The sequence below is a fragment of the Prochlorococcus sp. MIT 1318 genome, assembly GCF_047304505.1.
GTDB classification, from domain to species: Bacteria; Cyanobacteriota; Cyanobacteriia; order PCC-6307; family Cyanobiaceae; genus Prochlorococcus; species Prochlorococcus marinus_D.
Window position 1 is genome coordinate 1,679,765 of sequence record NZ_CP138958.1, and the last position, 23,767, is coordinate 1,703,531.

At 48.7% G+C, this 23,767-nt stretch carries 32 protein-coding genes; 14 read left to right on the forward strand and 18 right to left on the reverse strand.

The genetic code is table 11. From position 1 onward, the window contains the following. Window positions 1–375 precede the first annotated feature (375 nt). The 4 genes from SIB66_RS08505 to SIB66_RS08520 all read right to left on the reverse strand — a co-directional run bounded on the left by SIB66_RS08505 (window position 376) and on the right by SIB66_RS08520 (window position 3,621). Window positions 376–567 (reverse strand): hypothetical protein, encoded by a 192-nt coding sequence (locus SIB66_RS08505; protein ID WP_155724603.1) that lies wholly within the window; start codon window positions 565–567, stop codon window positions 376–378. A gap of 330 nt (window positions 568–897) precedes the next feature. Next, window positions 898–2,349 carry a hypothetical protein gene (locus tag SIB66_RS08510; protein WP_063407759.1) on the reverse strand — a complete coding sequence of 484 codons (1,452 nt, stop codon included), beginning with the start codon at window positions 2,347–2,349 and terminating at the stop codon, window positions 898–900. A gap of 130 nt (window positions 2,350–2,479) precedes the next feature. Further along, window positions 2,480–3,163 carry a hypothetical protein gene (locus SIB66_RS08515; RefSeq protein WP_063407752.1) on the reverse strand — a complete coding sequence of 228 codons (684 nt, stop codon included), beginning with the start codon at window positions 3,161–3,163 and terminating at the stop codon, window positions 2,480–2,482. A gap of 128 nt (window positions 3,164–3,291) precedes the next feature. Next, window positions 3,292–3,621 carry an ArsR/SmtB family transcription factor gene (locus tag SIB66_RS08520; protein ID WP_063407751.1) on the reverse strand — a complete coding sequence of 110 codons (330 nt, stop codon included), beginning with the start codon at window positions 3,619–3,621 and terminating at the stop codon, window positions 3,292–3,294. A 120-nt stretch (window positions 3,622–3,741) separates the two neighbouring features. Here SIB66_RS08520 and SIB66_RS08525 point away from each other — a divergent pair, with 120 nt between their 5' ends. Continuing rightward, on the forward strand, window positions 3,742–4,779 hold the full coding sequence (locus SIB66_RS08525; protein WP_063407758.1) for an ArsJ-associated glyceraldehyde-3-phosphate dehydrogenase: 1,038 nt from the start codon (window positions 3,742–3,744) through the stop codon (window positions 4,777–4,779). Further along, a complete protein-coding gene (gene arsJ / locus SIB66_RS08530; protein ID WP_063399326.1) occupies window positions 4,780–6,027 on the forward strand; it encodes an organoarsenical effux MFS transporter ArsJ in 1,248 nt (415 codons plus the stop codon). Between the two features lie 52 nt (window positions 6,028–6,079). Here arsJ and pstS read toward each other — a convergent pair whose 3' ends face one another. The 7 genes from pstS to SIB66_RS08565 all read right to left on the reverse strand — a co-directional run bounded on the left by pstS (window position 6,080) and on the right by SIB66_RS08565 (window position 11,220). Beyond that, window positions 6,080–7,072: a phosphate ABC transporter substrate-binding protein PstS gene (gene pstS, locus SIB66_RS08535; RefSeq protein WP_063407757.1), complete on the reverse strand. Its 993-nt coding sequence runs from the start codon at window positions 7,070–7,072 to the stop codon at window positions 6,080–6,082. A 179-nt stretch (window positions 7,073–7,251) separates the two neighbouring features. Continuing rightward, complete coding sequence (locus SIB66_RS08540; protein WP_063407750.1) at window positions 7,252–7,539, reverse strand: hypothetical protein; 288 nt, start codon at window positions 7,537–7,539, stop codon at window positions 7,252–7,254. Window positions 7,540–7,659: 120 nt separating this feature from the next. Continuing rightward, window positions 7,660–7,785 carry a high light inducible protein gene (locus tag SIB66_RS08545; protein ID WP_011130364.1) on the reverse strand — a complete coding sequence of 42 codons (126 nt, stop codon included), beginning with the start codon at window positions 7,783–7,785 and terminating at the stop codon, window positions 7,660–7,662. 844 nt (window positions 7,786–8,629) lie between these two features. Beyond that, entirely contained in the window at window positions 8,630–8,941 is a 312-nt protein-coding gene (locus SIB66_RS08550) for a 2TM domain-containing protein (RefSeq protein WP_063395370.1), read from the reverse strand. Window positions 8,942–10,291: 1,350 nt separating this feature from the next. Further along, a complete protein-coding gene (locus SIB66_RS08555; protein ID WP_063405595.1) occupies window positions 10,292–10,597 on the reverse strand; it encodes a hypothetical protein in 306 nt (101 codons plus the stop codon). Between the two features lie 200 nt (window positions 10,598–10,797). Next, complete coding sequence (locus SIB66_RS08560) at window positions 10,798–10,980, reverse strand: hypothetical protein (RefSeq protein WP_063407748.1); 183 nt, start codon at window positions 10,978–10,980, stop codon at window positions 10,798–10,800. A gap of 24 nt (window positions 10,981–11,004) precedes the next feature. Continuing rightward, window positions 11,005–11,220 carry a hypothetical protein gene (locus SIB66_RS08565; protein ID WP_236070463.1) on the reverse strand — a complete coding sequence of 72 codons (216 nt, stop codon included), beginning with the start codon at window positions 11,218–11,220 and terminating at the stop codon, window positions 11,005–11,007. Window positions 11,221–11,257: 37 nt separating this feature from the next. On the opposite strand from SIB66_RS08565, the gene SIB66_RS08570 reads away from it, so the two are divergent. Together SIB66_RS08570 and SIB66_RS08575 are read left to right on the forward strand one after the other, a co-directional pair. Further along, complete coding sequence (locus SIB66_RS08570) at window positions 11,258–11,422, forward strand: hypothetical protein (protein ID WP_236070462.1); 165 nt, start codon at window positions 11,258–11,260, stop codon at window positions 11,420–11,422. Between the two features lie 109 nt (window positions 11,423–11,531). Further along, entirely contained in the window at window positions 11,532–11,687 is a 156-nt protein-coding gene (locus tag SIB66_RS08575; RefSeq protein WP_236070461.1) for a hypothetical protein, read from the forward strand. 118 nt (window positions 11,688–11,805) lie between these two features. On the opposite strand, the gene SIB66_RS08580 is transcribed toward SIB66_RS08575, so the two are convergent. Then, entirely contained in the window at window positions 11,806–12,150 is a 345-nt protein-coding gene (locus SIB66_RS08580) for a hypothetical protein (protein ID WP_063421441.1), read from the reverse strand. Window positions 12,151–12,287: 137 nt separating this feature from the next. On the opposite strand from SIB66_RS08580, the gene SIB66_RS08585 reads away from it, so the two are divergent. Both SIB66_RS08585 and SIB66_RS08590 read left to right on the forward strand, forming a co-directional pair. Next, window positions 12,288–12,575, forward strand: a complete 288-nt coding sequence (locus SIB66_RS08585; protein WP_063407746.1) for a hypothetical protein — start codon at window positions 12,288–12,290, stop codon at window positions 12,573–12,575. A gap of 561 nt (window positions 12,576–13,136) precedes the next feature. Then, window positions 13,137–13,280, forward strand: a complete 144-nt coding sequence (locus tag SIB66_RS08590) for a hypothetical protein (RefSeq protein WP_236070460.1) — start codon at window positions 13,137–13,139, stop codon at window positions 13,278–13,280. A gap of 195 nt (window positions 13,281–13,475) precedes the next feature. On the opposite strand, the gene SIB66_RS08595 is transcribed toward SIB66_RS08590, so the two are convergent. Next, a complete protein-coding gene (locus SIB66_RS08595; RefSeq protein WP_236073669.1) occupies window positions 13,476–13,751 on the reverse strand; it encodes a hypothetical protein in 276 nt (91 codons plus the stop codon). Between SIB66_RS08595 and SIB66_RS08600 the strand changes: the two genes are divergently transcribed. Further along, entirely contained in the window at window positions 13,750–14,046 is a 297-nt protein-coding gene (locus SIB66_RS08600) for a DUF1651 domain-containing protein (RefSeq protein WP_236070476.1), read from the forward strand. The genes SIB66_RS08595 and SIB66_RS08600 overlap by 2 nt on opposite strands. A gap of 42 nt (window positions 14,047–14,088) precedes the next feature. Here the strand turns inward: SIB66_RS08600 and SIB66_RS08605 are convergent, their stop codons facing one another. Next, window positions 14,089–14,250 (reverse strand): hypothetical protein, encoded by a 162-nt coding sequence (locus SIB66_RS08605; RefSeq protein WP_413410307.1) that lies wholly within the window; start codon window positions 14,248–14,250, stop codon window positions 14,089–14,091. Next, entirely contained in the window at window positions 14,240–14,368 is a 129-nt protein-coding gene (locus tag SIB66_RS08610) for a hypothetical protein (RefSeq protein WP_268873702.1), read from the reverse strand. Before SIB66_RS08610 ends, SIB66_RS08605 begins: the two co-directional genes overlap by 11 nt. Before the next feature lie 280 nt (window positions 14,369–14,648). Between SIB66_RS08610 and SIB66_RS08615 the strand changes: the two genes are divergently transcribed. From SIB66_RS08615 to SIB66_RS08625, 3 genes are all read left to right on the forward strand, one after another. Then, window positions 14,649–14,903 (forward strand): guanylate-binding protein, encoded by a 255-nt coding sequence (locus SIB66_RS08615; RefSeq protein WP_011130332.1) that lies wholly within the window; start codon window positions 14,649–14,651, stop codon window positions 14,901–14,903. 751 nt (window positions 14,904–15,654) lie between these two features. Further along, entirely contained in the window at window positions 15,655–16,614 is a 960-nt protein-coding gene (locus SIB66_RS08620; protein ID WP_063407760.1) for a hypothetical protein, read from the forward strand. Window positions 16,615–17,061: 447 nt separating this feature from the next. Beyond that, window positions 17,062–17,394, forward strand: a complete 333-nt coding sequence (locus tag SIB66_RS08625; RefSeq protein ID WP_011130337.1) for a DUF3303 domain-containing protein — start codon at window positions 17,062–17,064, stop codon at window positions 17,392–17,394. Window positions 17,395–18,024: 630 nt separating this feature from the next. On the opposite strand, the gene SIB66_RS08630 is transcribed toward SIB66_RS08625, so the two are convergent. From SIB66_RS08630 to SIB66_RS08640, 3 genes are read right to left on the reverse strand one after another with little or no spacing between them, the layout of a single operon-like run. Further along, on the reverse strand, window positions 18,025–18,735 hold the full coding sequence (locus SIB66_RS08630) for a hypothetical protein (RefSeq protein ID WP_063407761.1): 711 nt from the start codon (window positions 18,733–18,735) through the stop codon (window positions 18,025–18,027). Beyond that, entirely contained in the window at window positions 18,735–19,550 is an 816-nt protein-coding gene (locus tag SIB66_RS08635; RefSeq protein ID WP_011130339.1) for a metallophosphoesterase family protein, read from the reverse strand. Before SIB66_RS08635 ends, SIB66_RS08630 begins: the two co-directional genes overlap by 1 nt. A 5-nt stretch (window positions 19,551–19,555) precedes the next feature. Continuing rightward, window positions 19,556–20,341 carry a GTP-binding protein gene (locus SIB66_RS08640; RefSeq protein WP_063407777.1) on the reverse strand — a complete coding sequence of 262 codons (786 nt, stop codon included), beginning with the start codon at window positions 20,339–20,341 and terminating at the stop codon, window positions 19,556–19,558. Between the two features lie 261 nt (window positions 20,342–20,602). On the opposite strand from SIB66_RS08640, the gene SIB66_RS08645 reads away from it, so the two are divergent. The 4 genes from SIB66_RS08645 to SIB66_RS08660 all read left to right on the forward strand — a co-directional run bounded on the left by SIB66_RS08645 (window position 20,603) and on the right by SIB66_RS08660 (window position 23,009). Beyond that, window positions 20,603–20,797 (forward strand): hypothetical protein, encoded by a 195-nt coding sequence (locus tag SIB66_RS08645; protein WP_236070466.1) that lies wholly within the window; start codon window positions 20,603–20,605, stop codon window positions 20,795–20,797. 133 nt (window positions 20,798–20,930) lie between these two features. After that, window positions 20,931–21,116: a hypothetical protein gene (locus SIB66_RS08650; RefSeq protein WP_236070467.1), complete on the forward strand. Its 186-nt coding sequence runs from the start codon at window positions 20,931–20,933 to the stop codon at window positions 21,114–21,116. An 813-nt stretch (window positions 21,117–21,929) separates the two neighbouring features. Then, window positions 21,930–22,325, forward strand: a complete 396-nt coding sequence (locus SIB66_RS08655; RefSeq protein WP_236073570.1) for a guanylate-binding protein — start codon at window positions 21,930–21,932, stop codon at window positions 22,323–22,325. 462 nt (window positions 22,326–22,787) lie between these two features. Further along, window positions 22,788–23,009, forward strand: coding sequence for a hypothetical protein (locus SIB66_RS08660; protein ID WP_011130345.1), 222 nt, complete (start codon window positions 22,788–22,790; stop codon window positions 23,007–23,009). Window positions 23,010–23,767: the final 758 nt, after the last annotated feature.

Below are 23,767 nucleotides of genomic sequence, written 5' to 3' on the forward strand. Positions count from 1 at the left end.
AGCCTCTTGTGAAATCCTGCAGGACTGAAGATAAAATACCCGCACTGGTCGGGGCGTGATTGGTGTGAGGAGTTCACGAATCAATCAGATGTGACAAGTATGATCAATCGTGCCATAGTAAATTTATTCAATACGAATGCAATTGGAAAGAACAGGTCAATCTTGGTGCGGCAATCTCTCTCTAGTATTTGCACTTATACCAATAGTGCTTATTGTCCTCTTGCTCATTACTGGCTTTCCAATACTAATGAGTCTCTACGTATTTGTTGTAGGTATATTGCCAGTGGCAGGGGCACTAGCTTTAGGACTTGTTGGCATCTTTCAAAAGTCCAAGCGACGTATAACTGCTTTTTGTGGGACGGCTATTTCTTCTGCTTATGTAATCACTTTTGCAGCATTTGCATGGGATAATTTATAGCAATAAAAACGCCGTACTTTGCTGTTGGTCGGCACCGTTCCAGTCAGAGCGGATACGGCACAGTTTACGCGGAAGCCAGTAATACCAAAGTTCCAGGGAAGCAGTCCTTTCTGGATCGCAATGCAGGCATATTCCAGAGCATCAGCCATTTGGCTTTAATCGCCTAGCTCCCAGCAGAAATATCTGAAGCCTCATGTACTTAACTGCACGGATGCTGAAAGCCTCCCATGTCCCCTTCTGTCCTTACAGAGATCCAGCTTTGTGCCGTTTGCGATCTGTTCCGTTTTCTTCTGCGTGCGGTTGATGGTTGCTCTTGGTCGTCCAATGCCTGATGGTTAGCCTTCTTTTCTCAAGACACGTGATGCCGCCTCCTGCGTCGATTCAGTTCTTTGACAAATGGGTTCAGCAGATTCATTGCGTGCGATGGGACCTATTGAGCGATTGGCTAGGTCACGCTAAGAGTCACACTAAAGGGCACACTATTCCTCTAATAGCTTCATCCCACGGTCGTAGATATCAGTTGCATACTGGGTCCATTGGCCCTGCCCCCAATAGCGGAAGCAACTGGTTTCTAGCAGTAGCAGGTAGAGCAGAGCTTCTTGATAGTGCGGGGTGTGCGTGATTGCTGCATCCTTTGTCACCAAGGGATCAAACAGCTGGTGAAACTTTGCGCTGAGGCTGTTGATCGGTTCCAGCACATTTTCATAGCCCTTGATCCAGCTGAGATTGTTGGTCCAGGATGCGCCGTCCATTGAGAAGGAGGGATCTGTTTCTTTGAGGTTGCTGATGGCCGCTTCGATTGATTCGGGGTTGATGGGGCTGTCAGTGTTATGCCACAGCTTGTGTTGCTGTATCGCCTGAATCTTTGGGTAATCAGAGGCTTCCACACCGGCGGCCTCCAGTAACTCCAGATATTCAGTGCCGTTGAGCGCAACTGTGCTTACAGGATCAACCTGGGAAGCAATGGTTTGATGGGCTTGGATAAAGGCGGCTGGAAACTCATTCATCATTACGCCTCCATTTTCTCCGTCGGCAATTTGAGAGACCAATGATGGAATCGATTTGCCTGCCAGTGATTGTCTGCCCAGGCCTAATGCTTCGTGATAGGGCTGCATCTGTCCTACCAATTTGGTGTCTGAGCCCTGGGTTTTGATCAACGCCACAATGCTGACTGTTTCCCCTCTGGAGTTACGAGCCACAAGTTGATTGGGGCCGTATTTCTGTGCATGGCGAAGGCATGAGCCATCGAAGTTTTCAACGCTGTTTTCTTGAACAAGGAGCCAACGGTATCCGCAATCTCTGAGGGCTTTCACCAATTCATAGAGGGTGTCTGGATGGTTGGGAAGGTGCATTTCCGGTGGCGAGAAACCCTTCACCCGTTGCAATGCTTGCCGCCCAAACATGGCAGCGAATTGATGCTGCCAGGCCAGGATTTGTAGCTTCAGATCTGGAATAGGAGTTGAGGGTGCAACGGCATGGCTCCAAAAGGTGCCGAGCCATTCCACATGGGGTTGAAGCGTGGGATCGCATGCCAGACGTTTAAGCGCCTCGAGAATGTCGACACGGCCCATTTGCTCAACACCCCAGAGCAAGTTGCCCGAGTAATCCAGCATGATGCGAGGGTTGCATCCCTCTTCAATCAGTTGGGGAATGATGTCTGCGAGGCGCTTGTAGCAATGGGCAAACGGTTCGGCGTTGTGGTTATCGCCTTCTTCGCTGTGCTCCAGCATGTATTGCAGATGCGAGATCAGTTCTCCATTCGCACCTGCTGGAATCGTGGGCTGATGCATGTGGAGAGCACAGGCAAAGGCTGACTGAAATTGCTCCAGATTGAGATTGCTATGCGTGAGCACAGCGGGATTAGCTTGTTGAACGAGGGCAATAATTTCGGCTTCGTAGCCAGCGATCGCAGGCAAGCTTTGCTTGGGCATCAACTTTTGTTTGCGGTAGTACGGGCCTGGTAGAGCTTCAAGCAGGTGCTGATCAAGGCGAGACCTGAAGGGGGGCTAACGGGTTTCCTGTCAGCGGGAATGTGGCGAAGCGGCTTGGTTCCCTACACCCCTACACCGTGTTGACGTTGTTCTGAGTGAAATCGACATTTTTTTCGCCGATCAATGTCTTGAGATCTTCCGGTGGTAGCCAACGCCTGTTGGCGCCATGTTTAAACGCGAAGCGAAGGAATTCTGCTGCGTACTGAATGCGAAGTCTTCTGCTTGTGGAGCCGGGCTCTCCTCCATGACGTTCAATCAATGCTTTCAAGAGCGTGTAGCCGGAGCTGGGTTCAGGCTGGCTTGTGAGAATAACGACTGTACGGGCAAGGGGAGTGCGGTAGTTACGGTTCCAAACCCGGGCTCCATTTTTGCTTTTACTTGTTTTATGTGATTTGAATTTTTTTAGTAGTCTTTCCCAATCGAATTCACCATCAGCTCCAGACTCGTTTCTTTGTTTCACCAACTCGTAGGCATCAGTCAATCCTTTTCCCTGATCTTTCATTAACTCAGAGATCTCAGTTGAAATTTTCAAGATCCAATCAGCGCTTGTTGCGACCCATGGAACGAAATCAGGATCGGTCTTGGCCTTTGGACCGAGGATGATGCTGGTGCGGGTGCCATCGTCGAAGCGCACAGTCAGTTGAACCCTCTGGAGAAGACCGTCACCAACACCGCGAACCATCCAGCCATCGCCACATTGTCGGCGGATCCTGTCGCGCAGGGCTGTGATCCATTTCGCTGACTTATCGGCCATTGGGATCCTGTTGCACCACAAGCTGTTGGATTGTTCTTGTCAATTCAACAGTGTTGCGGCTGCATCCTCAAGCCGATGGGGCCTTTGCTTTGGTCTGCTGATCAGGCTCATGACTAGCAACAACATCATTACTCGCAGTCAATCGTTGGCTTCTGGCATTGCTCGGCTAAAGATGAAAGCCAATCTTGCAAGATACCAAGGGCTTTTGGCTCTAAGCGGTAATAAACCCAACGACCACTCTGCCGATCAACAATCAAACCAGCATCTTTTAAGACCTTGAGATGAAAGGAAAGGCGTGATTGGCCAAGACTTAACTCATTAATGAGATCACACACACAACGTTCACTACAGGCAAGCTCCTCGATCACTTGCAGACGAATAGGGTCTGCAAGTGCCTTCATTAAAGTTCTGGCACGACTTGAATCAAGCAAATGTGGCGGGGCAATCGTTGTGCCCATGATTAATGTAAGACGTTTTTTACTTTAAGGACAATATAAGAAAGGGAAAAGAGCGCTTGCATCGACTATGGTTGATACATCAAGATATTTTGATTGATCCTTATGGCCAAGCAAGGGCCAATGCGTATTGGTATCAACGGTTTTGGGCGTATCGGGCGGCTGGTCTTCAGGGCTCTATGGGGGAGACCAGGGATCGAGATCTGCCATGTGAACGACCCATCTGGGGATGCAGCCACTGCAGCACACCTGCTTAAGTTCGATTCTGTACACGGACGCTGGGATCAGCTTGTTGGAGGCAGCGAGAACCAACTGTTGGTGAATCAACAAACCATCAGTTACTCCCAAGGAAGCACTCCTGGCGCTGTGCCTTGGAATGACGCTGGCATTGACATCGTTTTGGAATGCAGCGGTAAATTTAAATCACCAGAAACTCTCAGCGTTTACTTCGATCAACATGCTTTAAAACGTGTGATTGTTGCTTGCCCAGTTAAAGGAAAACTAGCTGGCAAAGAAGTGTTGAATATCGTTTATGGGATTAATCATCATCTTTATGACCCAAAGATTGATCATTTAGTGACAGCAGCATCATGTACGACAAACTGTTTGGCTCCGTTGGTCAAGGTTGTGCATGAAAACTTTGGTATTTCACATGGCTGCATAACAACTCTTCATGATACTACTAACACACAAGTTCCGATTGATAGTTTCCAAAAGGACTTACGTAGGGCTAGGAGTTGTCTACAAAGTCTGATCCCAACGACGACAGGCTCTGCCAAAGCAATCGCAATGATCTTTCCAGATCTAGAGGGAAAACTCAATGGACATGCGGTAAGAGTACCTTTGCTCAATGCTTCATTGACCGATGCAGTTTTTGAGCTAAAGCGCTCAATTACGGTGAAGGATGCCAATGAAGCGTTCAGGCATTCAGCAGAACATCAGTTAAAGGGAATCCTTGGCTATGAAGACAAGCCTCTTGTCTCTATTGATTACGTTAACGATTCTCGAAGCTCAATTGTCGATGGATTGTCAACAATGGTTGTTAACGGCTCTCAGCTAAAGGTTTACGCATGGTACGACAATGAATGGGGATATAGCAGTCGAATGGCAGATCTTACGTGTTATATTTCTAATCTTGAAAATACTAGTAATACCTTTTAAATGATGCTTTCGCCTCTCAATCAATATGGTGTTGTAACCACAAACTACTGGGCCTTTACGCTCACTGATGGTGCATTACGTATGCTTGTGGTTTTTCACTTCCATGAGCTTGGTTATACGACACTTGAAATCGCATTTCTTTTTTTATTTTATGAGTTCTTCGGTATTATTACCAACCTGTGTGGCGGTTGGATAGGGGCACGTTATGGCCTACGTCTAACTCTTTGGGTTGGAACTTTGTTGCAGATCTTGGCCTTGCTGATGTTGATTCCTGTCTCAGCAAGTTGGTCTAAAATAGGAAGTGTAGCGTATGTGATGTTCGCACAAGCAATTAGTGGCATAGCAAAAGATCTTAATAAAATGACGGCTAAAGGTGCCATAAAAACCATAGTTGCAGAGAGAAAAGGAGATGCCGATCGCGAGGGCAGGAGGCTGTTCAAGTGGGTGGCTATTCTTACGGGATCAAAGAATGCTTTAAAGGGAGTAGGTTTTTTTCTAGGTGGATTACTTTTAACGAGTGTAGGTTTTAATAAGTCAGTAGAAATAATGGCGATAGGCTTGTCAATAAGTTTTCTAGTCACGCTAAAGCTTCCAGACGATATGGGAATCATCAAAAAGAAGCTGGGAATCATGAGTGTCTTCTCTAAATCGCAAGGTATTAATATTTTGTCAGCAGCTCGCCTTTTCCTGTTTGGCGCAAGAGATGTATGGTTTGTAGTTGCATTACCTGTTTTTCTAGAAGAATCATTGAACTGGAAGTTTTGGGAAATCGGAGGCTTCTTGGGGTTATGGGTGATTGGCTACGGAATTGTTCAGGCATCTGCACCAGGTATCCGAAAACTGTGGACCAGCTCAAAAACTCCCGGTGTCTCTTCCGTTCAGTTTTGGAGTGCTGCTTTGACAGCGATTCCAGCACTGATTGCGATTGCATTATGGCGAGAAACTGATTCTGCAATAGCTATAACATTGGGCCTGGTTTCTTTTGGTGTTGTTTTTGCGATGAACTCGTCTATACACTCATACATGATTTTGGCTTATACAGATAGTGAGAATGTAAGCCTAAATGTAGGATTTTATTATATGGCTAATGCCGCAGGTAGATTAATAGGTACAGTTTTATCAGGCTCTGTATTCATGATCGGTAAGACGACAATGCAGGGAATGCAGTTATGTTTATGGTGCTCATCTTTATTGGTGTTTCTCTCATTGCTAAGCAGCTTAAGGTTGCCAGAGCCAAAACATTCTTAACGAGCGCTAATAAACAATGACTGAGGAGGTAAGACCTTTGAAGGTGCAATAGTCATTTGCCTACCTTTTCAACTGCTGCTCGAGCCTTGGAGAGAATTTCACCCTGCAGGGGAACGAAACCCAACCCATCAGTTTGCGCCTGAGCCTCATCACTCAACATGTAGTCAAAGGTTGTTTTGAGTGCGTCAAGGTTGCTGCCATTACCAGTTTTGTATGCCAACAACCAGGTGAGAGTGGCAATCGGATAAGCCCCTTTGGCTGTGGGATTTGGATTGGTACCGGCGAGATTGGCGTCTAACTGGATGCCATTGAGGGCAGCAGCTCCTGTATTCACAGTTGGCTTGAGGAACTCGCCAGAGAGATTTTCAAGTGCAGCAGCTTTGACCTTTCCTTTGATGAATGACTGATTCACGTAACCGATCGCGCCAGGTGTATTTGTAATCACACCAGCAACACCTGAATTCCCTTTAGCGCCCACCCCTGTTGGCCATTCCACTGATTTCCCGGTTCCCAGGGTCCATTGTTGAGAAAAGGCCTGCATGGAATTTGTAAATGCCTTGGTGGTGCCAGAGCCATCAGAGCGATGCACCCAGGTGATCTTGCCTGCAGGGCAATTGAGTTGATTCCAATCATTGATGCTGCCAAGAGCAACTTGAACCGCTTGCTGTTGGGTCAACTTCAGATCGCAGTCTCGGTTGTAGCCAAAGGCGATGGTGCCTCCCACCATGGGGATTTGCACCAAGCCACGCTGAACCTTGTCAATATCTTCTTGCTTCATCGGATCATCCGATGCCGCGAAGCTCACGGTCTGATCAATGAAGGCTTTACGACCAGATCCAGAGCCAACAGCCTGATAGTTGACCTGCGGCCCCTCAGCCTTGGCCAGCTCAGAGAACCAACGGGTATAGATCTTTGCAGGGAAAGTGGCACCAGCTCCGCTGAGACGGCCGGATGACCCTGAGGTGCCTGAGGTGCTGCAAGCCGTGATGCCAACACCGAGAGCGACCAGTGAAGAAAGCAGAAAGCCCTTCTTGAGAATGGTCATCATGAGCTTTAGCGCTGTTAGGCGTTCCATAACTAGAGCAGCGCGGAGGTGAAACGAGGAAAAGTTAGCGATCCATCAAGAAATCTTGATATATCTAATCGGTTGCTAGCCCTTTGTTCGTCAGTACCTTGCCGATCCGCTCGGATGCCTACCAGGAGATGTGTTGAGTTGCTCTGTTGTTACCTCTTCAGCCAGGCCGTAGATCGATGTTGATCAGAAGAGCGTTGAGAACTGAGAGTTGAAAGTAGGCGTTGATTAGTTGCAGTAGAAGGATGCGACGAGGCTGCAGCACGCTTGATTGCTGGCCTCATCAGCCTCTGTTGCTGATCACGCCAAGGAGGCTTGACGATTGCATCTAAGACGCCATGGAGCTCATGGAGCGATGCACACAAGGCATCAAGGGGTTTTGGAGCGCTGCGCCACCCTAGTGGTGATGAGTGCAGGGTTCGATCAATGCTGGACAGCACTTGAGGTGAAAGTAGAAAGGGATTACACGCCCCAATGCAATAGATGAAGAGCCTTTTGGTTTAAATAATAGGGAGCCACTTGAATATAAAAATAGCTCAAGAAAGCTCCCTATAAGTTCACTAAAAAATACCGGGAATAATTTCTCCTGTTACTACATATGTACCGATGGCCACTAAAAAGCCAAGCATTGCGACTCTTCCGTTCCAAGTCTCTGCCTTGTTGCTCATGAAATCAGCGATCGTCATGGTCTTGCTCAAAATATGTGACTTGATAAAGATAAGAAAAACTATAAAAGAATGCTGTATAAAACCTCACAATACAGCCGCAAAAGTTGACTATGCCATGGTTTGAAGACTTACAATCAACAAACCTGTGCTTATAACTACAAAAGATAGGTTCTATTGGCCAATTGAAAATATCCATGCATTGACTTCTATGGCAACTAAAATTTATTGTGATATTACCTTTTTAGTGAGGAAGTGGTCGTCAATCAATTGACTTGCCCAAACGCAGCCATGAAGCAGCAAGACAAGCCAAGAATAATGAAGCAGGTCTTAGCTGCTTTCTAGTAAATGTAGGAATAAAAGCTCTATTAAACCAATTGGCTTAGTTTAAGACGGCCGACTTTATAAATTGCCAACTGATTCAAGATAAGACAAACTCGCGGCAAGCATGAATTGAAATCCTTTTCATACATCAACCTTTCATCATGAGCATCATTGCAGACACTTGCTATTACCTACATCTATTTCATATTGATACTTGAGGCATTGTTTGTCTAGCTAAAATCGCAAGGCTACTCAAATACACTTGATCTATATTCAAGCTTTTTAGTTCGAATACCAATCAATAAAACTACTATTATCCATATTCAATGTTTCGGTCTTTAATAATGCAAAAAATATCATGGGATCTTTTCGTATCTAATATTCTTCTGACTGAATCAAGATTTATCCTCAGAATTATCTAGAAATTGTTGGTCTCGGTAGCATCTTCTTCGGGTCCGCAAAGGGCGTGCCCTCAGCTGCCTTGATAGTTTCTGCAAGGTTTCTGTCGATCTCCTCCATTACGAAGATGAAGCGCCAAGATTCACGATGCTTCAACAAGTTTCGAAATGTGTTCGTCTTTTAGAAGAGTCGAGGCACCCATACGCTGCCTCGCTTTTGCATGGATAAGCTGCTTCTGTATACGAGAGAGTTTATGTGACTTAGAAAGAAGATAAATACCTCCAGCCAAAATAGACCAAATGGGCCAAAAAAAGGTAATTTTAGTAAACACCCAAACCCAGATAAGCAATTGATTGAAAACAAGGTAAAGCTTGAGCTCATTTTTCAAAGCTCTTTTTCTGCTGAGGAGTTTCAGAGCTTTCTGCCGCAGATCAAAATTTAACATTTCAGTCATGGAAAGTCTTCTCGTCTAACTCTATTTAGGCCAAAAGGCGCTTTTCTGTCTGCATCAATTGATTCACTTTGAACGAATCAAAGCTTAATTTAGTTGACCCTGTCATGCAAAAACTACTCCTGAAAATTTCAGATGGAGATGCTGCTTGCTATCTAACACCATCAACGCCCTAAAGGCTGCCATTTGAAATGGCTGATGAGATCATAAGAAAGAATAAAAGCCTTTGAAAGAATCAAGACACAGCAACCACTATTGCCCGCAAAGGCTTGATCCGTCTGAGCATCATGAAGGCAAATACATGCATTGTGTGACCAAGCTAGATGATTAAATTCAACAGAGGCCTCTACTGCATAACTGAGGGAATCATGTTACTACAGGTCTACAGAAGAGAGATCAATAACCTTCAAATATCAATCAGAAAATGATTCATTTAAGGAAAATCGGGAGCCCATTCATTAGAGTTTTATATAAGTTTTAATCTAAGAATGACTCCCAGTTAATCGCTCCCCATCAATTGGAGAATCGCCAGACTAAAAAACACCTGGGATAATGTCTCCCGTTGCAAGGTACGTAACCATAAGAGCCAACATACCAACCATTGCAATCCTGCCATTCAATGATTCTGCCTTATTGGTCATGCAATCATTAATGGTCTCTTTTAAGAAATCACTGATGGGCATGAACTTGCTCCATATAGATGGCTTTCAAATGATACACATAGAGATTCATCAAGGCTGTATTAGAAATTACAGGGAAACTACCTGGAAGGGTTGATGTCTTGGCCTCAAGATATTGAGCCATCAAAGATGTATTTACCGTTACCAAAGGTCAGGTTTTTCTTGATTGAATTCACAAGACTCATCTGAATTTAAATCGCAATCGCAAGCTTATTGGGTGTTCAAAAAAACAGGCTTCCATACACAGCTCTACCCGCAGCCATCAGATCTAGGCTGCTCTCCATTGACCTTTGCTTCAGCGTTCAGGCGCACACCGACCTGACACGAATTCTTTGGCTGGCTCAGCTGCTGGAAGGGCAAGGAGCCTTCCTGGAATCGTTTTGGTCTGCGCTATGTCGAAGACATCGCCACACGTACGTCTCCGAGCTACTCAGTCATCGGTGTTGATCGTGCGGGCAATCAATGGCATGACGTCAAAACAGACTTCAGCTACCGGCTGCCAAAAGAAGAACGGCGCTGGTGGCATTCACAGGTAATGCCTGTAGGCGAGGGTTATCCGCCCTATCCGTCGAGATGAAAACGGCCGGTGCGGATAAGGCAAAAAAAAGCCCCCGAAGGGGCGGTTGACCGTCAACGATTTGGCATGGCGTTCTATAGGGCGTCCACCATGGCCTCAAGTTTCCGCACGCCCGCTCTGGAGAAAAGCCTCGTCTGCATCGATCATCGCTTCCGCATCGTCGTGGAACCAGCATCCATACATCAAGTTGAGCACCCGATCCACATCAAGATCGCGATCGCTCACGTCCTGCCATAACCTCTGCGTCAGCTCAGCATCAGCAAGTTGAAACTGAGCGTTGGCCAAATTCCTTGCAGATGAGAAGTAAATTTCACGTTCACGTGCCGCAGGCGACGTATAAGTGAGAGGTTTGGTTTGGATCGCTTGCGAAAAAACCACCGTTGTCAAAACAACTGGTTCCATCTTGAGTATCGATGAATACAACTACAACCAGCATTAACGTTTGTTCAAGATGAACAGCAGGTTCTATCCAGGCCTCGCCTGGGCTTAGCCCCTCAGGCTTAAAGATCCTTCTCGATGATCATTGGTTTACTTGGCTTATACGTCTAGACGAAGCTGGTCTACGCGTATCAGGGCAAAAAAGCCCCCTGAGGGGCGGTTGATCAGTTGCATCTCGTGGCTGCGGTGTAGCTATTGGTGAGAATGATCATGCCTGCCTCTGCTCCGTTTGCCAGGAGGTCTTCTACAGCCCAAAAACCGCCAGCGGCCAAGAGTGAACCAGCGATAGAAGCAGTAACAACGCTGCGAAGTCCGTTCAGGTAGATGAAACGAGGAAAAGTTAGCAATCCATCAAGAAAACTTGATATATCTCATCGGTGGCTAGCGCTTGGTTCGTCAGTCCCTTGCCGATCCGCTCGGATGTCTGTCAGGAGATGTGTTGAGTGGCTCTGTTGTTGCCTCTTCAGCCAGGCCGTAGATCGATGTTGATCAGAAGAGCGTTGAGAACTGAGAGTTGAAAGTAGGCGTTGATCAGTTGCAGTAGAAGGAAGCCTCGAGGCTTCAGCACACTTGATTGATGGTTTCATCAGCCTCTGTTGCTGCTCACGAAAGGAGGCTTGACGATTGCATCGAAGGCGCCATGGAGCTCATGGAGCGATGCACACAAGGCATCAAGGGGTTTTGGAGCGCTGCGCCACCCCAGTGGTGATGAGTGCACCGATCGATCAATGCTTCACAGCACTTGAGGTGAAAGTAGAAAGGGACGACACGCCCCAATGCCATAGATGAGTGGCAAAGCTCTTTTTCTGGCAATCGCCCTGCTCCTGGTTGGTGTCGCTCTATGTGAACCTTTGATCGTCAGATTTCTCCAACCAGGTTGAGTTTTGATCAATCCTTCATGCTTTCAAGTGGTGCATCGATGAACGGCAAAGTTGTGGTTCTGGCCATCGTCCTATCCCTTGTGGGGATCGCTGCTTATGAATTTGTGCTGGTTGGCGGGGTCAGCTTGGAAGGAATCGCCAGGTTTGCCAATGGGGACCTTGGCCCGACTTGAGCACGCATGATTCCTAAACGGTGCAATCCTTTGGGCTGCTCTTCTTTGCCTCATTTTCAATTGGTGCAGACCGAAAGCCTTGCCCAGTTTTTGGGTTGAGATGGCCAGGCCAGCATTCTCAGCGCAAGGGTGGCAGGTTCTTGCAAAACTCGATTAGCACAGCACTTGCGCAGAAAGTAGAAAGGGAAGTGCCTGTCTCTAAGACATCGATGAACGGCAAAGTACTGGTGAGCGGAATCGTCTTGATCTTGTTGGCGATAGCTGTGTATGAATCCCTGCTCTTTAGAACCCTCCAACCTGCTTGAGTTGGGATGAGCTCTGACTGACAAGATCCCTTGCCTAGTTGATCGGCTCTCATGGCAAGAGGTGTACACAAGCAGCGACGCGCACGACTGAGCAGAAGTGGTTCTAGAACCGCATCGCCGCAGAGCAGAGGAACAACCGCTGCAGTTAAACCAGGCACAAGTCAAGGTGCTCTCGGTGACGTTGGCAGACAGCAAGTATCTGCCTATCGAGTTTTATTCGCGGAAACCGTACCCACTGCCTCCTGGATGGCCCTTTAAATGCAGCCCGATAAGGAACGATTTTTCTCTCCCTCCAATGACCTCCTTAGATAACCGCATTGCTGACTATCAGGACAAAGGCGAGGTCCTCGACAGTTATTTCTCTTCCTCCAGTGCCTCTGTAAAACCCACCTTCTATGCAATGAGTGATGGTGAGTACAAGGCTCATTACGACGCTCAGAAGGCTGCACGTGTTGCAGACCTCGAGCAAACCAAGGCTGCATACCTCAGCGCCCTTGAACGTCTTGAAATTCAGATCGCAAGGTTGACTCTTGAGGGAGCTCTGTCAGACAAGGCTAAGGAGCTAGCCCGTACTGCGAGCTAACCCCACCTCACAAGAGAACGCCAAGACCCTTGCTGTGAATGCAAAGCAACCAAGGGTCTTTTTTATATGCTGGCAAACCCACTGGTATGACTTGATGCTGTCCACCAACTAAGGCATCAGAACATTCGCTGACGGGCGATATCGGTCTTGGTTCTTGTTTGTGGGTCGCGCAGCGTGTGTTGCTGGAGTGATCTTTTTTTTCTGTAGTGGTGTACTGCTTAAGTGGCCTGAACTGCCATCTTGGCGAGGCTGTCTGAACGATCCATAGCGTCCAATCCCTTTAAGACCAGGGTTTAGCGGCTTCAACCAGGATGGATGGTTCGCAAATATTGGATTTTGTTGGTTCTTTGATTGACAATCTCGCAGTTGCTATGAACCACACGATTGAGGTGTGCTGAGGTGGCTCTGTCGTTTCCCCACGCCTGTTAAAGCTGGTCTTTTTGCTTAGTTGATCGTTGGCGCCGCTCACTTTGCGATTGACCTGATCAGCAACGATCAACCAGGCCCTATTGGCGATTGGCTGAGTTGTTGCTATGAACTAAAAGTCTTGCTGTCAATGACATGGGTATCAGCTTTTGGGGTAGTTGCTATGAACTGACCCCTACTTTGGTCTCGACCCTTGTACTTCTCACTGGCATCTGCTCCGTCTTTGCCTTTTTCGGACTGCGCGGTCTTGCAGTCGCCAAACCTCATCGAGCTCTGTGAGAACCACAAGATTTGCCCCTGGCCCTACGGGGCCTTTTTTATTGGTTTAGTGAGCAGTCACTGACAAGTGATAGCAAAGGGTTTCAACAGATACGATCTGGCGTCGAGGCCGGAGTGACAATTGCTAAGTCGGCGCCTGATGCCCCTCGACTGGCAGCGTCGAGGGGTTTTTCTTTCTCTCTTTATCGGGCTTCGTCATAGGCCATAGCCATTGTCTTCAGGAGGTATTTCAGGAGGCACTGTGCCTGTGCCTTCTAACGCGTCTCCGACCAGAGCAATCTCTTGAGGAGTGCTCGGCAGGTGGAAAGCACCAGATAGCAGCTCACGCGCACGATCACGCAAAGTGTCGTCTCCAGTCTCTTCGCTAAATCGAACAGTCTCTTTGATCAGTTGGATCAACTCAGCGTCAACTTCATCGGCCGCTTGCCAGCGTTCGAATAGTTCAGCGAAGTAGGTCTCATTCATCGTCATGACCTTCTCAAATTTCGAAAGGGATCCCTGCTGCCTTTATCTCCATCTCATGCGTGAAAAGGGCCTTTGCATCAGAGCGCTTCCCAGTTGGGTGTTTAAAGGGTATCTGTACTTGATAGATGTTCCCTTGCGTAGACATCTCGACCACCCCATCGAAGTGATCAAAGGTCGGCTGAAGAGAGGTGAGCTCGCCTTGCTGAAAACCAGGTCGATTGATCACCACGTGGATGAGGCAGGGGAGCGATGGAAAAGACTGCAAAAAGTGGGCTGGAGGGCCACGTCAGCCGAGTGGTGAGGGTCGTTGCAACCCCTTTGTCCCTAGACCAGTAGTGGAAAGTCAGGGCTTTGGTTTTTGTGCGAGAAGTTCTTTCAAGATCTCCTTTTGCCTAGCTGCAGCGAGCCTGTAGCCCCTTTCGAGATCTGTTTCTGTGGGTTCCTCCTTGGGAGCATCTTTTTTGTTTCGACGACCGAACATCCCAGTTATGGACTTACTGAGCATCGAGGCGCGGGAAATCTCGCTCAGCTGATGGTCTCACATGGCCAGCGATGGCAAGAACAGGCGTAAACGTGCGCAGCGTGAGAAGAAATAGCTCGCGAACCTTATTGCTGAATTTCAAGGCAACGGCGAGCTATAGGAGCCAAGCGCGGGGCAGTTCTAGGTGCTCGAGGAGTTCATAGCAGAGAAGCCTCCAGGCTTGAACCTTGCTCAAGCCATGCAACTTTTGTATTCCCTTGATGATCCGACCTATTGATCGATGGATTTTTAGTCGAGAAAACCGTACCTGTGACGTTCACGAAGAGATGTCTATCTCCAACCGGCCCTGGTTCTCACGACCCTTTTGGTTCGGTTGAACATTCTGGTGGAGTCAAACTGTAGGGGTCTTGAAGAGAACAATCATGTATTCACTATTCGATTCCGTCTTTGACGTTCCATTCGGCTACAGCATTCCTCGTGATCGCGTTGTTGTAATTCCTGATTCGCAGTACAACAAGCTGCGTGCGCAAGAAAACGAGCGCCAAGTTGCCAAACTTGAAGCTCGCAAGGAGCATCACTCGCAGGTGATTGAGCGCCTTAACGAGCAGATCAGTGAACTTCAAGCTGCCCTACCAGCAGCTGAGCCAGACAAAGAGTTAGCGGCCACCAAAGAGTGACCGCTAACGGCAGCTGGAGTGGGACCCCTCTGCCGATATTTGCTGGGATACAACGAGTCGTTCTACGGGGCCTGCGGGCCCCTTTCTCTTGTCTGAGCTAGTAGTTGCTGACAAGTGACCTCAAGGGTTTCAACGGACAGAACTGGCTATTGAGATCGTCGTTAACAAGACAAGGACTACCTGAATCCCCCATCCAGATTCGGGCCGTTCTTTTTTGTGCTCTTAGCAGCAAAAAATGCTTGTGCGATCCAGCCCCTGAGTGGTGCGCAAGGTAGTGCGGGGGCGTTTAGAGACGCTTGATCGAAAGGAGTAATTCTGCCTACTGACGCCTTGTTGTTGCTTGCTTAGACCTAGATCAGGAGTCCGAGGACGTAGAAACCCTAAAAACCTGTCCTGGACTTGAGGGCATCCAACGCGGGTGCCCTTCTTAATGCGCTGATTTTGGCGTCGCCATCAAAGAGAACGCATCACATTCACCGCTTGTGTTAAAGCTCACCAGTGGCATTGAGCCAGGTCACTGCATTTTTAAAGAGGTTGAGTGAATCTATGGATAGCGGTGAAGGATGAAAACAAAAAGTCGCCACCGCTCTAGGGGGAGAAAGTAAATAAGAAAAGCCCCGCAGCATGGCGGGGCTTTTTGATGGTTAGTCATCGAAGTTATTCAGTATTTTTTTACTGCAGTTGGTGTGGACTGATAGCTACAACCAGCAATCAACCAGATAATGAGTGACTTTTTAAGCGTTCAATCCCCGTGCAGCGTTCCCTTCGGCTTCCTCTATCTGTTGCAAGTGCTACTGCTATAGCCTTAGCGAGTGCTCCCATTCAGCCAGTCGCTGCTCAAGAGGATGGCAGTGCAGCAGATCTGGGGGTGATGGAGATCAACCTCAAAGACGCTGTGCAGTTCAACTGGGGTTTTCAAGGAGCACTGCAAGGAGCAGGTATACCTAATCAAGCAGGCATTGGCGCCTTCCTACCGATTACCATTGGTGAGAACAGTGTCTGGTTTATTGATGCTCTAGCCAATGCCAACTTTGCTGACCGTGAGGGTGAAAGCAGCATCGTTAATACCGATGTCGCTGGTACCAACATCAGCACATCAACAAGGCTTGGTTACCGCTGGCTCAATGGTGATCGCTCTTGGATGTATGGCATCAACGCTGGTTATGACAGCCGGCCGATGAATACAGGTGATGCTGATACCAGCATCAATGTTTTTGATAAGCGTGATGTCTTCTTCTCTCAAGTTGCTGCAGGATTAGAAGCAGTCTCAGAAACCTGGAACTTCAATGCCTATGCACTGGTTCCCATTGGTGATGTTGAACATAGGCTAAATAGCCATTACGACGGTGGCTCTCTTGATACCTACGGCTTAGATGTTGGCTACAACATCACACCAGATCTCAATGCTTCTGTTGGTTATTACTACCAAAGTGGTGATCTCGGTGAGGCTGATGGTTCTGGTGTTAAAGGAAGGCTTGCATACAACATCAGCAATGGTTTAACCCTTGGTGCCAATCTTTCTTACGACGAAGCCTTTGATACACGCTTTACAGCAGACATTAAATATCGTTTTGGCAGCAATGGTTATGGAGCACCAAGTAGCAAGAAAGAGTGGAAGACTCCTGCTATTGAGGCGTTATCTGCAACACCAGTCAATCGGGATGTAAGGGTGCATGATTGTACATGGTGGAATATTAATGATGGGTGTTAGCGTTATCTGCCGGCCGCGTTGCGTGAGTGCCAGGGTGTCGATTTCTGGTGCCAGCGGTGATGTGCCTTATGACTATATCCGCCAAAAGCCCCTGCCATGAGCTGGCTTTTTATTTCTTTAACTACCTCAATATTTGCTTATAACGCCATTCGATACTTGGCATCTTAAACTTACAAACAACAACCAATTTCTAAACCAATGTCAGAGGAAAAACCCAAGGCATTTGTCGCTAACGTTAAAGCCGAGGATTCACTAGAGGAATAGCCCAAGGCAGAAGGTGCTGATGTTACAGCTATTCCCAAAGCTGCTGGGTTTGCGACTACAAAAGAAGACTTAAAAGCGCATCTGCCAGTCCTGTCTAGTAGAGAGCTGAGTCTTAATACCCTGACGAACTGTAAAAACATCTTTTAACTCATGTAGAAAGTAAAGTCATTCGACTCACAGACAATGCAGCTCTTTCTATGTGATGCCCAGTTCGAAGATGTTGAGCTTCAGAAAGCCGCCTATGCCCAGTTTATTGAACTATGGGAAAGTGGAGCCATGGCAAAGGAAGATAAATTTGAAGGTTTTGAACTCCTTTTCCGTGTTCATGCTCCAGGCGAAGGGCGTGTCGTCATCCTGTGCAGGGCAGAGAGCGACAAGCAACTGTTCACACATTTCGCTCCCTGGCGTGCTCAATTCGGAATTGTGATGGAATTTACACCTGTTATGAGCTGTCAAGATGTAGTTGATGCGCACAAAGATCTGTTTGCCAAGCTTCCACCCCGCAGTGCTGTTTAATAGCATCAAACAAACAAGTTATGACCCCGCCAAATGCGGGGTTCATTTAATAGCTGTTCTGTTCAAGAGAAGAAAATTTGCTATCGCATTCAGCATCTAGTAATGACTGGAAGACTGGAATGAGATTGGTACCCTAAGCAGTCTTCCTTCAGATCGGCGAACTGCAAACTGCACTACCAGCAGCTGAGCCAGACAAAGAGTTAGCGGCCACAAAAGAGTGACCGCTAGCGGCAGCTGGAGTGGGACCCATCTGCCGATATTTGCTGGGATACAACGAGTCGTTCTACGGGGCCTGCGGGCCTCTTTCTCTTGTCTGAGCTAGTAGTTGCTGACAAGTGACAGGAAGGGGGGCAACGGATAGAACCGGTTGTTGAGATCGTCGTTAAAAAGGTAATGCCTACCTGAATCCTCCTCATAGCTCCAGGTTTTTTTATTGTGGCTTCAGCAGACAAGGAATGCTTAGGGAAAGGAGCCAATGATTGCTTCAAAGGGGAACTGCTTGAGCGTTTAAAAGCTTTCGCTTTTCTAAGCATTGGATCGTAAGAGAGTGTTAAACCCCATTGCCATCAAGGGTTTAGGCGTTCCTTTCTTTCACTGAACTTTTAACTTGGCCTGTTGGGCAGGGTTAGTTCAAGCAAAACCGCGATGCTTGGATGGCGTTTGACTTCCGGCAATGAGGAAGTCGATTTGATCGCTGCCTGGGTCGTACAGGGTGTAATGAGGGCCAGCTCCGATGCCGATCACGCTCCGTTTGGGAACCGTCTGTTGATGTTGCTGTTGACCCTCCAAATCCTTGACTTGTGAGTCGATACCTCCACCTGTTAACTCAAGACGAAATTGCTTAGTGCTGCGTGCAGTGAACAGTCTGTTCACATCGAGTCGTGTGAGGCGATCAAGGAGTACTAACGGTGAGCTCTCTGGCGTCAGGTTGTCGCCAACGTCCGCCGAGCTGCCATGGATGAGACCACAATCCAGTTCAATGAAGCCGAATTGAAGAGAGGCCAGCCAGTTCAAGTGAGCAGAATCAACAGCATTGACAAGTGCATGCACAGCATCTTCTCCTTGGTTGAGACGTAGTGCTTCGGCATTTCGATCACCACGAAACCCGCGCTCTGCAAGCAATTGTTCTTCCCACCACCCATAGATGCATTGGGGTTTTAATTCATTGCGATGAGGGTTTTGCAGACGGTTCAACAGTGCGTTGCAGTTGCGATCAGGACCAATCAGATCTCCCAAGACAAAGAGGGTCTCTACCCCACGGGTTTTCTTTAAGTCTCGCTGGATGAGGTTATAAACCTCCAAATCTCCGCGGAGACCGCTTACGAGTGCCCAGCGATCCATCAGCGTTCACACACGTGGCTGGCGTCTTCTGCTTGTTCGGCATATTCGAAGCCATGGCTCAAGCGCCAGGCGAACACTGGAGGTAGCCCCGCTTCAACAATGGCTTGACAGGTTCGCCCAACGTCATAGCTCACCTCTTTGATCTCAACCTCATCAGTGGCATCGTTGTGAATCACATAGGTGGCGCTGGTACTCCCGTGACGTGGCTCGCCCACAGAGCCAGCATTGACGATTCGACGCATTGGCAAATTGAGCTCGTGCTCCCCTGCGCTGTGGCTGCCGGCGTTTTGCAGGCGCACATGAATTGATCCATTCCGCAGTTCACGCACATAAGGCTGATGAGTGTGTCCACAGAAAAGGGTCTCGGCTCCTGCCGTTTCCACCCTTTCGAGTGCTGCAAAGGCATCCATATTTGGCAGCAGATATTCGTGTTGGCTATTGGGGCTGCCGTGCACAAACAGGAGCCGATCTCGACGTAACGATGTCGGCAGACTGGCCAGAAAGGCCTTGTTCTCATCCGTCATCCGCTCGGCTGTCCACTGATGGGCCAGGTGTCCGCGCCGTTCAGCCAGCTGAGATGGGTAACTGCACTCGCATGCATTCAGTCCATCGATGATGTCCTCGTCCCAGCAGCCCTGACAAGTGGGTATGGCACGTTCTCGCACCAGCTCCACAACTTCGTTGGGTTGGGGGCCGTAGCCCACTAAATCGCCAAGGCAGGTGATCGTCTCGATCCCTTGTTGATCAATGTCATCCAGCACCGCCTCGAATGCAGCGAGGTTGGCGTGCAGACACGAAATCACAGCATGAGCCATAACAATCAGCGTGAGTGAGTGAGTTCTGGTTGCCGATCCCGCAGAGGTGCCTGATGCATCTCCAATACGGCATCGTTGAGCAGGCAGTCGTCGATCGTCGACTGAGCGCCGACTGCATCGAGCGCTTTGCCTTGAACCACCAATTCAGACACTCGAGTGGGGCGGCCATTTGGTGGTGCAACTGCTTGCAGGGGCAGGAACTGTGAACCGTCCTGAGTCATCATCCAGTTGCAGAAAAATGCACGACCATCAGGCAGATTCATTAATGCCTTGGCTCGGTAAACATCGCCATAGGCACCGTTCACAAGTTCGAACCAGAAGCTGTTGAGGCTGCTGGGGTCCCAGACATATTTGTGAAGGCTGATGGTCCAGGACTCGAGCTTGCTGAATTCCAGGGTGTCTCGCTTCGGTAATTCAGGGTCTTGGCCGAAGTGGAGATGGCGATCAGGGAGCAGCTGAAATGCTTCGAGCTGAGCTTTGACGCGAGGATCGATCCCGATCAGACCACTCTCCTTGGGAGGGCGGAACTGAGGAACTTCGATCAATGCCAGCAAGTCGTCCGGTTGGGATGCGAGGTCTAGATGCGGATCAGTGAGGTCTCTCAGTTGAGGAATCTGATCTTGGAGAAAGGCAAGATCTATCCCCGTGTCGGGGGCCTGTTCAAGGCCTTCATCGGCGCAACCCTCAAGTCGCAGGTATCCGCAAGAGCCTGGGTGGCTCTGCATCGTGTTGAGGATCCAGGTTGTTTTGCCGCAGCCGGGAGGCCCTGAGATCAGCCAAGTTTTGCTCATGGTTGTCGCAACAAGGCTGTTGGCTGATTGCGTGGAACTCGCATGGTCATCATTTGGGGTTGGTCCAACCCGCCGCCCTGAAAGGCCCCTGAGTCTCCATCCGTGGCCTCGGCCGATAGACGGAGAACCAAAACCAAGGATGGGAATGGGAATCATTCTCATCATGACTGGTTTGATTCCCTCCTGTCCACCCCCATCAAGAGATTGATTCGTTGGCTCAATAGGGGTGAGGGCAAAATCCATTAGTAGAGGTCCATGTGCTTGCCTCATCGCTTTATGGACCGTCGCCATTGGTCTCTACTCGCAGGAGCTGTTCTACTCACTGGTGCCCTATCTCTTCTTTTTATTGAGATCGATTTAGGGATGGAAGAAGCCATCCCACAAAACCCAGAGGAACAGCCCATCCCTGATCCGCCAGAGACGTATGGCGCAGGCAAGATCTTGATGGGCGACTGACAATGATGAGTGAGATGTGGCGCGGCGTGGCGTATTTGTTGGCTGCCCCCAAGGGCTAGAGGTTTCTGCAATTCATGGATTGCGCTGGCCCTAGCGATCTCGATCGCGATATCGAGTTGTCCAAGGCCGCTCGATGAAGGCTGAGCCTGCCTTACTGAAAACCAAGATGATCAATCCCCACGTGGATGACCCGCGTGAGCGATGGAAGCAGCGCAAGAAAGATCGGTGGCAGGAGTTCTACCCCTCCTCAGGGTTAAGGCGTCTTAGTCCTCCATTCGTGAAGCGCTATCAGCAAAGGTTTTTTCCAATCGCTCTTTGATTGCGTCGTTTGGTGCGATCTTTCGCCGCGAGCTGCCCTTCTGTTGAGAACTGAAGTTAAAGAGCCCTCCTGCTTTTCTCACTTCGCTGGCCCGATCAGGGCCTTTCCTGATCGTCAGTCTGAACAACCTCCAAAAACCAAGGCCAAATAAGACAAGCAAAGAGAGAAGAAGTGCTAAAGCAGCGTTCGTCTCCATAGCAGGCCAAGGGGGTATTGAAACTTAGACCACCTGTTGTACACCTGCAGCCTTGCAGACATCTGATCTGCGTAAATCGAAAGACCGGTGGAGTGACCACCGAGGTGTTCGAGGGCCTTTAAGGGCTTTTAGAGAAGGTTTCCTCTAACTGTTTTCTGATTTTGTAGCTCTGGATGCTGTCTTTTGGTTTGACCTCTTGTTGAGACCTGAAGTCAAAAAGACCTGTTCTCCCCCATCCGTTTGCCCCACCACGGCCATTTCTCATCGTCATTCCTACCCACCAAAACTGAAGGCCAAGGAAGACAAGCAAACAGATCCCAAGAGCGATATAGCCAGCATTCATCTCAACTCAGAGCGTGTTGCATAAGAGAAGCCTTGCACACATCTGATGGGCTTACATGACCAGATAGAGCAAGAACAATAAAAGTTGCTCCCAATCTGAGAAGAAGTGGATCGAGGCTTGTATTGATGAATGTAAGGACAACGGAGAAACCAGCGATCCAAGCGAGTAGCGGTTCTATGTCATCAACAAGATCACAGGAGAGAAGCGTTTGCTTTGAAACCTTGCGCAAGCAAAGAAGCTCTGGGGTTCCCTCAAAGATGCGATGGATTGATCGATGGATTTTGATTCGCGAAAACCGTACACGAGCCGTTCAGGTGGTGATGTCTATCGCCGACCGGCACTGGTTCTTACGACCTTTTTGGTTCGGTCGGAAATTCTGATGGCGTCATGCTGTAGGGGTCTTGAACTGAATGACATGTATTCACGATTCGACGAAGTCTTCAATGCTCCCTTTGGCTACACCATTCCTCGTGATCGCGTTGTTGTGATCCCTGATTCTGCGTACAAGGCTGCTCAGGAACGTCAAAACGCACAGCGCGTTGCTCGTCTTGAAGCACGCAGAGCAGAGCATCTTTCAGTTGTTGATCAGCTCGAGAAGCAGATTGCCGAATTGCAGCCTTCTCAGCAAGAACCAGTGCCAGACAAAGGGTTGGCGGCAGCTGAAACCTGACCGCTAGCACCTATGGGTGTGGGAGAGAAAAGACCTCCTGGTTCCTCGGGGGTCTTTTGTTCCTAAGGGAATCTTGAACTGCAGCGTGATGGTGCACACCTCCACAAGATCAACACCATGGCTTTAAGAGGTGAGTTGCTGAGCAACAAGGGAAAAGTCAGCTTGGATTAATTCAAAATGAATCAGCAGATTTTTCTGACCAAATGGCTCAGTAAACGAGGTGAAATGATTCAGTCTTCAGCTTGTTCTCTTCTCCCAAGCCGATTTTATCGATGATCTAAAGGAGCTTGCTCTGATGCTTGGTGATCATCCAGTTGTTGATTGCTGCTTGCATGCTTGCGTCTGTTCACCGGTTAGAGGCACTGATAGGCCGGCTAATCCATCTCAATCTTACTGTTTTTTCTTGACTTCTTTTCTCTTGGATCGGAGTTGTATTTTTAACAGACCGGAACGATCCATTGAATGCCTAACCAACAGCGGCTGCGAGCCCGCTTGCTGGAGTTCCTGAAGTTCCGAGTTCTGGCTGCTCAGGAGGAGTTTTTTACACCCTGGCAGAGCAAGGCTGGAATCGATTGCATCAAGCTACGTGCTTGGCTCTCTGATGTTTGGCCAGAAGCCCTTGCTCTCGATGACGACCAGTTGAAGCAGGTGCTTGATCAGGCGCGCTGGCTTTATGTGAACTGAGGCCCCAAGAGAAAGAAGGCTCCCTTCAGGCTATTGGGAGAACCAAAGAAATACATTCGCCAATGCGGCTCAAGCTCTGATGCTCTTCTTGCTGATCGGAGCTCTGGCTGCTCCTTCTAGAGCTGAGAAATCTATACGCCAACCTTGACTATCAGAAAAATACTTCGACCTATGCCCACAGTGGTGCGTCGGAGAAAGATAGGGCGACTCAATCAAAGAGTGGAGTCAATATCTGCAGAATGAGGAGAGTAAGGAATGGGAAGAGGCGACGAGAACCGACTGCATCAAGGTTTGGGCTCCTTCTATCGATGGCACTGGCTGGAAGCAGGGCGACGTTGATTGAGCAGATCGAGGTCTATCTCCTCTGCCATAAAAAAAGGCCCTCTGGTAGGTACAGAGGGCAGCTCATGCGTTCGTTCCAACTTTGGCTAAGTCACAAGGCGTTTGCACGCACCAAGGCAACAAGCTTAGGTATCAAATGCCCACTCGCATAGCAACAGGGGGGAGTAGACGTTCTCTTTGATCCAAGATCCCTGGTCCCTGTTTGTTTTATCCCACCTAAGCAGCGCCAGGCTGATCCCACATCATTAGCAGCCAGCGGTCAGCAATCTGCTCCGCGAGCTGGTCAACAACTGCGAGCTGGTCGAGTTCACGAGCTTTGATTCACTTTTTCTCTCGTTTGGCAGGCATTCGCCTGTTCTTGCCAAAGCCGCTCATATCGAGCCCATGCCAGTTGTATGCAAGGCTTCCTGTATGGA